Source organism: Plantactinospora sonchi, assembly GCF_036422035.1.
In the GTDB taxonomy this organism is placed as follows: Bacteria; Actinomycetota; Actinomycetes; order Mycobacteriales; family Micromonosporaceae; genus Plantactinospora; species Plantactinospora sonchi.
Map to the genome: position 1 here is coordinate 95,456 of NZ_JAZGQK010000021.1, position 12,935 is coordinate 108,390.

The window sequence follows — 12,935 nt, forward strand, 5'->3', positions numbered from 1 at the left end:
CTCTCGGCCGTGACGGCCGTCCGGCGTGGTGGCCGGAACAGGGGAGGAACGTCGGCGGCCGCCACGTGGGCGGCCGCGTTTGGGGAGCTACGCGCGGAGGTCGGCCGCCGGAATGGCGGGCCACCAGGAGTTGAGTCGCGCGAGCATGACGGTGAGTCTAGGCCAACCGGGGCGGCTCCAGGGCCCCGAAACGCCCCGGACCATCAGCCGGGCGACCGACCCGGTCGGGGGTGTCCGGCGGACCGGCCGAGCCGATCCGTCCCCGGCCGGCCCCGGGTGGCGCGACATCGGTATCAGCGGCACGACAACCGGGTACGTTTCGGTCGATGAGGATTCTCGCCTTCGACCTGGGCACGTCGTCCGTGCGCGGCCTGGTGCTGGACGCCGGCGCCCGGCCGCTGCCCGGTGCGCTGGCCCGGCGGAAGACGCCGATCTCGATCGTGGAGGGCGGCGCGGCCACCATCGACGGGCCGGCCTACCTCGGCGCCCTCATGGAGTGCCTCGACGACCTCTCCGCCGCCGGCCACCTCGACGGGGTCGAGTTGGTCGCCACCTCCGCACAGTGGCATTCGGTGGTGCCGCTCGATCCCGACGGTGAGCCGCTCGGCCCGGTGCTGACCTGGCTCGACACCCGGCCGAGCCCGCCGCCGGGGGTGCCCGGACCGGCCGATCCGGACGACTTCCACCGCCGGACCGGGACGTGGTGGCACCGGTTCTACTGGTCCGTACGGCTGCCCTGGCTGCGGGAGCTGGCCGGGGTCGGCCCGCTGCGCTTCGCCGGCCTCGTCGAGTACGTCCTCGGCCGGCTGCTCGAGGAGACGGCCATGTCGATATCCCAGGCGTCCGGTACCGGGCTGCTGGACCTGCGCACCCTGGACTGGGACGCCGAGGCGTGCGAGCTCGCCGAGGTCCGACCGGGGGAGCTGCCGGCGCTGGCGCCGGCCGACTGGAGTGGCCGGCTCCGGCCCGAGTACGCCCGACGCTGGCCGGCGTTGCGCAGTGTCCGATGGACGCCGCCGACCGGTGACGGCGCCGCCTCCAACGTCGGGTCCGCCTGCTACGACACCCGGCGGGCCGCGGTCACCGTCGGCACCTCCGCCGCCGTCCGACTGGTCCAGTCCGCGCCGGTGGGTACGGAGCTGCCGTCCCTGCCCGAGCAGCTCTGGCGGTACCGGGTCGACCACGGGCACGTGGTCACCGGGACCGCCTTCTCCGCCGGCGGCAGCCTCTACGCCTGGGCCCGCAAACAGCTGCGGCTGCCGGAGGGGCCGGAACTCGACCGTGCGCTCGCCCGGATCCCGCTCGACGGGGGCGCCGTCCGGGCCGATCCCCGGCTCGGCGGTGACCGTCCTCCCGGGCTGGCCCCGTCCGGTTCCGGCATGATCACCGGGATCGGCCTCGACACCGCCGCGGTCGAGATCCTGGCCGGGCTGATGGCCGCGTTGTGCCGCCAGGTCGACACCGGGGTGGCCGCCATCGAGTCCACCCTGGACAAAAGGGTCCAGGTAGTACTCGGCGGTGGTGCGGTGGCCGCCTCGACCTGGTGGCGGCGGGCGTTCGCGGCGACGCTGGCGCCGCGCGAGGTACACCACGTACCCGATCCGGAGATCGGTGCGGTCGGCGCCGCACTCGTGGCGATCGGTCGGCTGGACGGAGCGACCGGCCTCGAACGCATCGTCCGGACGGATGAGGGCCGGTCAGGGACAGCGACAAGATCGGATCACCAGCAGTATCCTTCCTGAACTGTTCTGCGTAATGGATCATTGACAGCGGGACCGGGCCTGATTTGAAATGACTCCGCTCCTTGGCGCGCCCGGCATCGAGGACGGTAGGAGGCATGGTGGCTGTTGCCCCGGATCCGTCGTACGGTGCTGTCTCGCGGCACCGTCGACGCCGTCTCGACGTCCGGGTCGTACCGCACCGCCGTCGTTCGCCCTTCCGGTTGCGGGACTGGCGGATGCGTACCAAGCTGGGCGCGGTGCTGGTCGTCCCGTCGGTCGCGTTCCTGCTGATGGCCGGGGTGCAGACCGGTCAGCTGATCGGCCAGGCGGACCTGCTGGACGAGTTCGCCGACCAGGTCCGGGTCGGGCGCGAGATCAGCACGCTGGTGCACGAGCTGCAGCGGGAGCGGGACCAGACCGCCGGCGAGCTGGCGGCACTCGGCCTGGCGCCGGGCCGGGTCGAGCCGGGACGGCCGCTGCCCGCGCTCGAACCGATCTATCCGGTCTCCGACCGGGCCATCACCCGGTTCCGGGAGGCGGCATCGCCGTTGGCGCTCGGCGAGGCATCCTGGCGGATCTCCTACGACCGGGTCGACGAGGCACTCAAGCGACTGCCCGACGTACGCTCGGCGGTGCCGGCCGCCGGCCTGACACCCGACCCGGTCCTGGCCGAGTACGACCGCGTCATCGAGGTCCTGCTGGTGCTGCTCGCCGAGCCGTCGCCCGGAGTCGACCGCCCCGAGCTGACCGACGCCGTCGAGCGGTACGTCGAGTTCGCCCGGGTCAAGGAGATCAGTTCCCGGATCCGGGGTGAGCTGTACGGGGCCGCCCGCTCCGGGCGCTACGACTCCGTCGACCTGGTCAAACTCGCCGACCTGCGGGGCCAGCAGCTCAGCGGGATCGCCGGCTTCCGCCTGTCGGCCACCGACCGGCAGATCGAGCGGTACGCCAACGCCACCGCCGAACCCGGCTTCGTGACCGCGGTCAAACTGGAGGAGAGCACCATCGCCTCCGGGCCCCGCGGCGCCGTACTGCTGAAACCGGCCGAGTGGTGGGCGGCCAGCCAGCACCGGCAGGACCTGCTGCGCCAGGTGGAGGCGGGTGCGATCGACGACGCGATCGACGAGGCCGACACCCGCAGCGCCGCCCAGTTGCGTCGTACGCTGCTGACCGCCGGCGGCGTGCTGGCGGTCCTGTTGGTCGCGCTGCTCACCTCGGTCGCCATCGGCCGCTCGATCGCCCGTTCACTGCGTATCCTGCGGGGCCAGGCGCTGCGGGTGGCCCAGGTGGAGCTGCCCGAGACACTGGAACGGCTCCGCACCGCGGATCCGGCCACCGCCCGGATCGACGTACCGCCGGCGGACGTACGGTCGATGGACGAGATCGGCGAGGTCGCCGAGGCGTTCGTCGCCGTGCACCGCAGCGCGGTCACGGTGGCGTTGGAACAGGCGACGATGCGCCGGCACGTCAACGCGATGTTCGTCAACCTCGCCCGACGCAGCCAGGTGCTGGTCGAACGCCAGCTCGAGCTGCTGGACGAGCTGGAACAGGACGAGCGGGACCCGGACCAGCTGGCGAACCTGTTCAAGCTCGACCATCTCGCCGCCCGGATGCGCCGTAACGACGACAGCCTGCTGGTACTCGCCGGCACCGAGGCGACCCGGCGCTGGAACCGGCCGGTGCTGCTCTCCACCGTCCTGCTCGCCGCGGTCGCCGAGATCGAGCAGTACCAGCGGGTCCGGCACACCGCGCCCGGGGAGCTGTACATCGTCGGGCACGCCGTCGCCGACCTCGTGCACCTGCTCGCCGAGCTGCTGGAGAACGCGTCGTCGTTCTCCCGCCCGGACACGGCGGTGCAGATCGGCGCGGCCGCCCAGCCGGACGGCAGTGTGCTGGTGGAGATCGTCGACGAGGGTCTCGGGATGAGCCCGAGGTCGCTGCGGGAGGCGAACGAGGTACTCGCGGTGCCGCCGGCGGCCGACGTCGCCGCGTCGGAGCGGATGGGCCTGTTCGTGGTCAGCCACCTCGCCGCCCGACAGGGCGTACGGGTGGGCCTGGCGGCCACCGGCCGGGGTGGCCTGGTGGCCAGCGTCCGGCTGCCCACCAGGCTGTTGGCGCCGGCTCCGACGGTGGAGTTGGACCGTGGCCCCGGCCGGCGGATGCTCGCCACCGTCGCCGGCCCCCGCACCGGTCGGGCCGCCGGGGCCGGATCCGGCACGTCCGAGGTCCCGGCCGGACCCGGTCTTCCCACCGTCCGGCCGGTACGGGAGATCCCGACCCGGGCCGAGGACGTGCTCGGCGCGGCCGGGCCGGACCGGGCGTCGGACAGCACCTGGTGGTCCCGGCATGGCCGGTCCCCGGCGGCTTCGACGTCGGCCGGTGCCCCGGTGGTACCCGCCCCGGGCAATGCCCCGCCGGCGATTCCGGTGACCGGCGGGGTCAACTCCCGGGGCCTGCCGATCCGGGTGCCGATGGCCCAGTTGCCGACCAACTCCGGGCCGGTCCAGCCCAGAGTCCCCAGACAGCGCGAGGAGCCGGATCCGGACCAGGTGGGCGGAATGTTGTCGCGGTACTACCGCGGCGTCCGGCAGGCCGAGGCCGAGGACACGATGGTGATACCGATGGCGCCGGCGGGCGTTCGCACCGAAGAGGAGAAATAGGTATTGAGCACGCTCAGTCAAGCGGCGAAGGATCTGAACTGGCTGGTCAGCGGTTTCACCGACCGGGTGCCGGGGGTGGCGCACGCCATCGTCGTCTCCGCCGATGGTCTGCTGGTGGCGGTTTCCGAGCACCTGCCCCGGGACCACGCGGACAAGCTGTCCGCGGTGACCTCGGGACTGTCCAGCATCACCACCGGTGCCGCGGAGATGTTCGACGGTGACATCGTCAAACAGACGGTGGTCGAGATGGGCCGGGGCTACTTCCTGGTGATGCAGATCCGGGACGGTTCGATCCTGGCGGTGCTGGCCGCCAAGGAGGCCGACATCGGTGTGGTGGGCTACGAGATGGCGAAGCTGGCGAAGGCGGCGGGTGAGATGCTGACTCCCGCGCTGCGGGCGGAACTGCAGCAGGCGCTGCCCCGCTGACCGGAGGACGCCGGCCGGCGGGGCAGCGCGGGCCCGCGGCGCGCGGGCCCGTCCCACTGGTCGCACCCGGCCGCCGTGGGCGCGGTCGGGCGGCCGGCCCGGGGAGCCGGCCGGGCAGGTCGGAAACCTGCCCGTCTCACCGGCCACCCGTGCGGTCGAGCTGGTCGAGCTGCGCCTCCAGCAGCCCGGCGAGCCAGCGCTCGAACTCGACCCGCTCCGGGCCGTCCCAGCCCCGGGTGGCTCCCTCGATACACATGATCAGGTACAGGTAACACGTGTAGAGGGCGAGTCGGCGGCGGCCGGAGTCGCCCAGGTCCAGCCGGCCGTGCCCGGCCGACGCGTACCCGTCGAGGATCTCCGGCTCGTCGTCGAGGTTCCGGAACAGGGTCAGCGAGACCAGTTCGGCCAGCGGGTCGCCGAAGAACGCCCGTTCGCCGTCGATCAGCCCGGTGACCCGGGTCGGACCGGAGCCCTCGGCGCTGACGAAGACGTTGCCGTCCCAGAGGTCGAAGTGGACCAGTGCGGGACGGCGTACCTCGTCGAGCACGTCGGCGTGCCGCCGGAGCAGTTCGCCGATCTGTTCCGGCGGGCGGGGCAGGGTGCTGCCCAGCCGTACGGCGTCGTCGAGGATGTCGTCGACCATCGCCCCGAACGCGGCCCGCCAGGACGGCTGCCAACTGCGGCTGCCCCGCAGCGGATAGCCGTACGCCGGGCCGGTGACGGTGTGCAGGCGGGCCGCGTGCGCGGCGATCTCACCGCGTACGTCGGCGAGCTCCGCTGCGGCCAGCCCGTCCCGGATCTGGCGCAGGTCGACGCCGGGGACACGGCTGAGGAAGATGACGTCGGTGCCGATCAGTTCCCGGCCGAAGTCGGCGTGGACCACCTCCGGTACCGGCACCCCGACCTGGGCCGCGCGGCGGTAGAAGTCCGCCTCGGTGCGCATCAGGTCGACCTCGTGGCTGAGCAGTTTCAGGTGCGGCGGCGGTGCCACCTTGAGGACCAGGTCGGCGCCGTCGGCGAGGGTGACGCCGTACGCCGCGTTGTAGGTTCCGCCGGTCAGCTCGGCCCAGGTGTCGACCTCGGCCTGGTCACCGAAGGCACGACGGACCAGCATCCGGAGTTCGGTTCCGGTGACGTGTCGGCGGGTCAGAGTCTGTACTTCCATGGATCCCCCGGTGGCGGTTCGGTCGGGTGGCGGACTGCCGCCCGAGTGGTGGCCGGTGCGCCGAGCAGGGGGTCAGATGGCGTTGTCCGCGATCACGCCGCGGTACCAGTGGGCGCTGCGCTTGAGCACCCGCCGCTGGGTGGGGAAGTCGACGTAGATCAACCCCCAACGCTGCTCGTACCCCTCGTTCCACTCGAAGTTGTCCATCAGCGACCAGACGTGGTAGCTCTCCAACGGTACGCCGTCGGCGATGGCCCGGTGTACGGCGGCGAGATGGTCGCGGAGGAACTCGATCCGGGCCGGGTCGTCCACCGTCCCGTCGGCGGCCAGCACGTCGGGCGTGGGCAGACCGTTCTCGGTGATGGTGAGCGGGACGTCGCCGTAGTCCCGGGTCACCCGGGTCAGGATGTCGTACATCCCTTCGGGGAAGATCTGCTGCCAGCTCGCCACCGAGGTCGGCCACTTCCGGGTGATGCCGCCGCCCGCGGTGACGTAGATCGGGGTGTAGTACTGCACCGCGAGCAGGTCCACCGGCGCCGAGATGATCGCCAGGTCACCGTCCCGGATGCCCTGCGCCAGCCGGCTGTCCGGCCCGAGGTCGGCGAGCACGTCCGCCGGGTACGCGCCCTTGAAGATCGAGTCGAGGTAGAGCCGGTTCTCGTAGCCGTCGTACAGCCGGGTGGCCTCCTCGACGCCGGGGCTGTCGTCGGCCGGGTAGCAGGGGTGCAGGTTCAGCGCCGGGCCGATCCGGCTGTCGGATCCGGTGGCCCGCAACGCCTGCACGGCGAGCCCGTGCGCGAGTTGCAGGTGGTGGGCGACCAGGTAGGCGGCGGCGGGGTCGCGCAGGCCGGGCGCGTGGTGGCCGCCCAGGTAGCCGTTCTGGACCACGGTCTTGGGCTCGTTGATGGTGAGCCAGACCGGCACCGTGTCGCCGAGCGCGGCGAAGACGGCCTCGGCGTAGTCGGCGAACCGGTAGGCGACGTCCCGGGACTCCCAGCCGCCGATGTCCTGGAGGGACTGCGGCAGGTCCCAGTGGAAGAGGGTGGCCATCGGCGCGATGCCTCGCTGGTGCAGGCCGTCCACCAGGCGTCGGTAGAAGTCCAGACCGCGCTGGTTCGGCGTACCGGTGCCGTCGGCCTGGATCCTCGGCCAGGAGATGGAGAAGCGGTAGGTGTCCAGCCCGAGTTCCTGCATCAGGTCCAGGTCGCCGAGGTAGCGGTGGTAGTGGTCGGCGGCGGTGTCGCCGGTGTCGCCGTTGCGGACCCGACCCGGGGTGTGGCTGAAGGTGTCCCAGACGGACTCACCGCGACCGTCCTCCTTGGCCGCGCCCTCGATCTGGTACGCCGAGGTGGCCGCGCCCCAGCCGAAGCGCTCGGGGAAGCGCAGGCCGAGTCGTGCCTCGGGCGATGTGCGCCGCTCCGGGTCGGACTCGGAGCCGGCGTCGCAGCCGGTGAGTGTCGCGCCGGTGCCCGCAGCGGCGGTGGCGGCCGCGCCGACCGACAGGCGGGCGGCTGGAACGGCGCTGGCGGATAACGCGGCGCGGCGCAGCAGATGCCGCCGAGTCAGTACGGACATGCTGTCTCCTCGTGTGTGGGGCCCTCCGCAGGTGGCCCGGGAGCGCTCCCATGGAAGAGGGTAAGCGATCACCGGGGCGGTTGCGTATGGGATGTTCGGGTGGCAATGGCGGGTCTGGGCCTCGTCCATTGCCCGTCCCCACGTGCGCCATGAGCAAGGCGACCGGGCGTCGCGTCGCGACGAGTCCGGTCGCCGGGAGGTGCCGATGGCGCAGTCGGTCGACCGGTTCGACGCTGGGGCGCTGTACCGATGACCGATGCACCCCCCGAGGTTTCGGGGGGTAGTGTGTGGGGACGGGGAGGGCAACCCCCGTCCCCACCGTGAGTTACCAACACGCACGAGCGGAATTGGCGTCCAGGTCGTGCGTGCCGCGCGGGAGCCGGGCCACGCGAGTGGCTCTGGTTCCACCTCCTCTCGAGGGTGGTGACGCGGCTGGCGGCGGAGTCCGGGCTGGCCCGCCGTCAGCTCTGGTGGCTGAGCGGTCGGCGGCTACACCGCGGGACGGGTAGCCTGCCAACGGAGTGTGGACGATCTGGTCGGGCCGGACGTCCGCGAGCTCCGTGGTGGTGCGGATAACAAGCTACTTACATCGCCATCAATGGAAGCGCTCCCATCGACGTTGGTTGGACTGTAGCCCGCGTCACGGGTTTGTGAAAGACCCAAAACAAGATCGAAACATCTGGCCAACGTCGAGGAAACTCCGTTGTGCCCGCCTCGGTCGACCAATGCCCAGCTCAGAGGCGATGGCGACCATCTCCTATGGATCATGGAACCGCTCCCACTTGCTGCGGGAGCGCTCCCATGCAAGACTGTCGAACTATCGCGCCAGGGAGCCACACCGACGCGATCGCGGGCCGCCGAGGGCATCCGAACATCGGTACGGCGCCCCACACCGGAGCCGCCACGTCCGGCGCCTCCTCCGGCGTCAGCCGACCCCGGTCCGGGACGGGTTGACCACCACCATTCCGGCGCCCCCCACCCACGCGCACCGCTCCAGCTCCACGCGCAGGAGGCGCCTCGCCGCGGCACCGCCGCGGCTGGTCCGCGAGGAGATGCACGAATGAAGTTGAGGTCAGCAAGACGCCGGATAGCGGTGGCTGCCGCCGGCGTACTGACGGTGGGGGGTGTCGCTGTCGCCCCCGGTGTCGCCCAGGCCGCCCCCGGCTGCGACGTCACCTACGCCGCCAACAGTTGGGGCAGCGGATTCAGCGCGTCCGTGACGATCCGCAACGTCGGCGACCCGATGACAAGTTGGCGTCTCGGATTCACCTTCCCGGGCAACCAGCGGGTCACCCAGGGCTGGTCGGCCAACTGGACCCAGTCCGGCGCGAACGTGACCGCGACGAACGCGGCGTGGAACGGCAACCTCGCCACCGGTGCGTCGACCACCATCGGTTTCAACGGGTCGTACTCCGGCACCAACGCCAGCCCCACCTCGTTCACCGTCAACGGTGTCGCCTGCAACGGCGCGCAGAACACCGCGCCGACCGTCGACATCACCAGCCCGGCGAACAACGCGAGCTTCACCGCACCGGCCAACGTCACCGTCAGCGCGACGGCCACCGACACCGAGGGACCGGTCGAGCGCGTCGAGTTCTACCGCAACGGCCTGCTGGTCGGCACCGACACGACCGCGCCGTACAGCTACACCAACAGCGCCCTGCCGGCCGGCACGTACACCGCCCAGGCCCGGGCGTACGACAGCGAGGGCCTGGCCGGCACCGACGAGGTGGCCTTCACCGTCACCGGCACCAGCCAGTCCAGTGTGGTCACCCCGCCGACGCTCTCCCTCGCCGAGGGAGCCGGCGGCCAGCTCAACGTCAAGCTCAGCAGCGCGCCGACCAGCAACGTCACCGTGTCGCTGAGCAAGAGCGGCGACGCCGACGTCACCCTCGGCGCGACCAGCGCGACGCTCACCGCGCAGAACTGGAGCACCGGGGTCAACGTCGCGGTCAACGCCGCCCAGGACGCGGACGACGTCAACGACACCGCGACCATCACGGCCAGCGCCAGCGGCCGTACGCCGTCGGTCACCCAGGTGACCGTCAGCGACGACGAGGGCGGCGGCCCGACCGGCGAGTACGGCGAAGAGTTCATGGAGCTGTACAACAAGATCAAGGCTCCGGCGAACGGCTACTTCAGCCCCGAGGGCGTGCCGTACCACTCGATCGAGACGCTGCTGGTCGAGGCGCCGGACCACGGCCACGAGACCACCTCCGAGGCGTTCAGCTACTGGCTCTTCCTCGAGGCGATGTACGGCCGCACCACCGGCCAGTGGGGCCCGTTCAACCAGGCCTGGCAGGTCATGGACCGGTACATCATCCCGTCCGAGACCCAGTCCAACTACAACCCGAGCGACCCGGCCGACTACGCGCCCGAGGCCAACCGGCCCGACCTCTACCCGCAGCAGGGCGGCAAGCTCGACGCGAACGTACGGGTGGGCCAGGACCCGATCGCGCAGGAACTCCAGTCCACCTACAACAGTGGCCGGGTCTACGGCATGCACTGGCTGCTCGACGTGGACAACGTCTACGGCTACGGCCGCTGCGGCGACGGCACCACCAAACCGGCGTACATCAACACCTACCAGCGGGGCCCGCAGGAGTCGGTCTTCGAGACCGTGCCCCACCCGTCCTGCGAGACCTTCGCGCACGGTGGACCGAACGGCTACCTGCCGATCTTCATCGGCGACTCGTCCTACGCCCAGCAGTGGCGCTACACCAACGCTCCCGACGCCGACGCCCGGGCCGTGCAGGCCGCCTACTGGGCGCTGAAGTGGGCCAAGGAGCAGGGCGCCGAGGGCCAGATCTCCACCACCATCGCCAACGCCGCCAAGATGGGCGACTACCTGCGCTACGCGATGTACGACAAGTACTTCAAGCAGCCCGGGTGCGCCTCGCCGTCCTGCGCCACCGGTACCGGCAAGAACAGCGCGTCGTACCTGCTCTCCTGGTACTACGCCTGGGGCGGCTCGCAGGGTGGCAGCAGCAGCTGGTCGTGGCGGATCGGCTCCAGCCACAACCACGGCGGCTACCAGAACCCGTTCGCGGCCTGGGCGCTGTCCAACGTGACCGAGCTGGTCCCGCGGTCGCCGACCGCCCGCCAGGACTGGCAGACCAGCCTCGACCGGCAGCTCGACTTCTACACCTGGCTGCAGTCGGCCGACGGTGCCATCGCCGGTGGCGCCACCAACAGCTGGAACGGCGACTACAGCGCCCGTCCGTCCGGCGTGCCGACCTTCTACGGCATGGTGTACGACGAGAAGCCGGTCTACCACGACCCGCCGTCGAACCAGTGGTTCGGCTTCCAGGCGTGGAGCCTCGGCCGGGTTGCCGAGCTCTACAACGAGACCGGTAACGCCAAGGCCAAGGCGATCCTGGACAAGTGGGTGCCCTGGGCGATCGCCAACACGACCGTCAGCGGCAGCACCTACCAGATCCCGTCGACGCTGCGCTGGTCCGGCCAGCCGGGCGGCAGCTGGAGCGCCGGTACCACGTCGGTCAACAACGCGAACCTGCGGGTGACCGTGGTCGACCACACCCAGGACGTCGGTGTCGCCGGCGCGTACGCCCGGGTGCTGGTGCACTATGCCGCCCGGTCCGGCAACGCCCAGGCGGCCTCGACCGCCAAGGCGCTGCTCGACGCCGTCCTGCAGCACAAGGACGACAAGGGTGTGGCGGTTCCGGAGACGAAGGCGGACTACAACCGCTTCGACGACACGTACAACAGCAGCACCGGGCAGGGCCTCTACGTCCCGTCCGGATTCACCGGAACCATGCCGAACGGCGACCAGATCAACTCCAACTCGACGTTCCTGAGCATCCGGTCGTTCCTCCGGGACGACCCGGAGTGGCCGAAGGTGGAGTCGTACCTGAACGGCGGCCCGGTGCCGACGTTCACCTACCACCGGTTCTGGGCTCAGATCGACGTCGCGATGGCGTTGCACGACTACGACCAGCTGCTCGGCTGACGCTGGTCGACAGACGGGCCTGATTCCCACGGTCAGGCCACCCGTGGCGGGTCCGGCCGGATTGGCCAACGCAGCGGTCCGGCCGGCCCGCCACTCCCACCTCGGGGAGCAGTCCCCGGGGTGGGACGCCACCACCGACCTCCGGGGGGGGGGCCCCCCCGGGTGGCCCCCCCCGGGCCGGTCCCGGGCCGCCCCGGGCCGTCGGTTCCGTCAGGTGGGCGTGCCGAGCGCGGGTGGAGCGAGTATTCTGGCGGGAAGAGGGAGAGGCCGCTTCCCCCGTGGTGGCCTCTCCCTCTCTGTGTCACTCAATCTCCGTGTCACTCCCTCCCGTGACACATCCTTTCTGTGACACCTCTCTGTGACACCCGGCGGATCCGCCACCACTCGCGAGCCGGCAACCGCCACGAACCGCGACCCGTCACGAGCCGCCCCCGCCCACGACCGCGACGCCGTCACCAGGCCAATCACGTCGATAGTGGGGCCGCCGTGCGGATCATCAGCTGCCCGGCTACGGTTTCCGCCATGAGTGGGCGGAAAACGGTCCTGACGGCTGGCTGGCTGTGTCTGTTGACCCTGGTACAGGTTCTGGCCCTCATCGCCGTCTGGTGGTTCGCGGTCCGTACCGAACACGGCCAACTGCTCGACACGATCGCGCTCACCGGAAACTCCATCGGGCGACAACGGATCGTCGGAGTGGTCGGCGGCGTACTCAACGCCGTCTCCCTGCTGTCGTTGCTGGCCGCCACCGTGGTGATCGGGTTCATCGCGTTGATCCGGGGCCGGATCGGGCTGGCGGTGGTGACCATCGTGCTCATCGCCGGAGCGAACGTGACCACCCAGGCGCTCAAGTACTTCATCCAGCGGCCCGACTTCGGCATCGACCCGGAGCGGGCGGCGGCCGGCAACAGCCTGCCCAGTGGACACACCACGGTGGCCGCCTCGGTGGCGATCGCCCTGGTGATGGTCCTGCCGCCCCGGCTGCGCGGCTGGGGTGCGCTGCTCGGTGCCGGATACGCCGCGGCCGCCGGAGTGGCCACCCTCTCCGCCGGCTGGCACCGGCCGAGCGACGCGATCGCCGCCCTGCTGGTGGTGGGCGCCTGGGGGACCCTGGCCAGTCTGGTACTGCTGCTGACCCAGGGCGAAACCGTACAGGTGGAACCCGGCGACGGGCACCAGGTGGCCCGTAACGTGCTCGCGATCGGCGGTCTGGCCCTGCTGGTCGGGGCGGCGGTCGCGATCGGCTGGACTGACGGCGAGCGGATGATCCCGATCGAGGAGTTCGGTCGGCGGCGGCTCCTGGTGGCGTACGCCGGCAGTGCCGCCGGCATCGTCGGAACAGCGGCGCTGGTGATGGCACTGGTGCTGCGTACGGTGCACCGGGTGGTGCCCCGCCGGGTCGGGTGACCCGGTCGCGCCGG

General features: G+C 71.3%; 7 protein-coding genes. 5 read left to right on the forward strand and 2 right to left on the reverse strand.

All coding sequences use genetic code 11. From position 1 onward, the window contains the following. Window positions 1-326 precede the first annotated feature (326 nt). The 3 genes from V1633_RS23765 to V1633_RS23775 all read left to right on the forward strand — a co-directional run bounded on the left by V1633_RS23765 (window position 327) and on the right by V1633_RS23775 (window position 4,807). Window positions 327-1,742, forward strand: coding sequence for an FGGY family carbohydrate kinase (locus V1633_RS23765; RefSeq protein ID WP_331216591.1), 1,416 nt, complete (start codon window positions 327-329; stop codon window positions 1,740-1,742). A gap of 215 nt (window positions 1,743-1,957) precedes the next feature. Further along, window positions 1,958-4,381 (forward strand): sensor histidine kinase, encoded by a 2,424-nt coding sequence (locus V1633_RS23770; protein WP_331216592.1) that lies wholly within the window; start codon window positions 1,958-1,960, stop codon window positions 4,379-4,381. Between the two features lie 3 nt (window positions 4,382-4,384). Further along, window positions 4,385-4,807 (forward strand): roadblock/LC7 domain-containing protein, encoded by a 423-nt coding sequence (locus tag V1633_RS23775; protein ID WP_331216593.1) that lies wholly within the window; start codon window positions 4,385-4,387, stop codon window positions 4,805-4,807. Window positions 4,808-4,943: 136 nt separating this feature from the next. Here the strand turns inward: V1633_RS23775 and V1633_RS23780 are convergent, their stop codons facing one another. Both V1633_RS23780 and V1633_RS23785 read right to left on the reverse strand, forming a co-directional pair. Continuing rightward, a complete protein-coding gene (locus tag V1633_RS23780; RefSeq protein WP_331216594.1) occupies window positions 4,944-5,972 on the reverse strand; it encodes a phosphotransferase family protein in 1,029 nt (342 codons plus the stop codon). A gap of 72 nt (window positions 5,973-6,044) precedes the next feature. Further along, the gene (locus V1633_RS23785) at window positions 6,045-7,547 is read right to left on the reverse strand and encodes a GH1 family beta-glucosidase (RefSeq protein WP_331216595.1); all 1,503 of its coding nucleotides are present in this window, start codon (window positions 7,545-7,547) and stop codon (window positions 6,045-6,047) included. A 1,060-nt stretch (window positions 7,548-8,607) separates the two neighbouring features. Here V1633_RS23785 and V1633_RS23790 point away from each other — a divergent pair. Both V1633_RS23790 and V1633_RS23795 read left to right on the forward strand, forming a co-directional pair. Then, window positions 8,608-11,517 carry a glycoside hydrolase family 48 protein gene (locus V1633_RS23790; RefSeq protein WP_331216596.1) on the forward strand — a complete coding sequence of 970 codons (2,910 nt, stop codon included), beginning with the start codon at window positions 8,608-8,610 and terminating at the stop codon, window positions 11,515-11,517. Window positions 11,518-12,039: 522 nt separating this feature from the next. Next, window positions 12,040-12,921, forward strand: a complete 882-nt coding sequence (locus V1633_RS23795; RefSeq protein ID WP_331216597.1) for a phosphatase PAP2 family protein — start codon at window positions 12,040-12,042, stop codon at window positions 12,919-12,921. Window positions 12,922-12,935 lie beyond the last annotated feature (14 nt).

Excerpts from the sequence above, each read along its gene's own strand:
- V1633_RS23770 (WP_331216592.1), top strand. The coding sequence starts at position 1,958 with ATGCGTACCAAGCTGGGCGCGGTGCTGGTCGTCCCGTCGGTCGCGTTC.
- V1633_RS23785 (WP_331216595.1), bottom strand. The coding sequence starts at position 7,547 with ATGTCCGTACTGACTCGGCGGCATCTGCTGCGCCGCGCCGCGTTATCC.
- V1633_RS23790 (WP_331216596.1), top strand. The coding sequence starts at position 8,608 with ATGAAGTTGAGGTCAGCAAGACGCCGGATAGCGGTGGCTGCCGCCGGC.
- V1633_RS23780 (WP_331216594.1), bottom strand. The coding sequence starts at position 5,972 with ATGGAAGTACAGACTCTGACCCGCCGACACGTCACCGGAACCGAACTC.
- V1633_RS23765 (WP_331216591.1), top strand. The coding sequence starts at position 327 with ATGAGGATTCTCGCCTTCGACCTGGGCACGTCGTCCGTGCGCGGCCTG.
- V1633_RS23795 (WP_331216597.1), top strand. The coding sequence starts at position 12,040 with ATGAGTGGGCGGAAAACGGTCCTGACGGCTGGCTGGCTGTGTCTGTTG.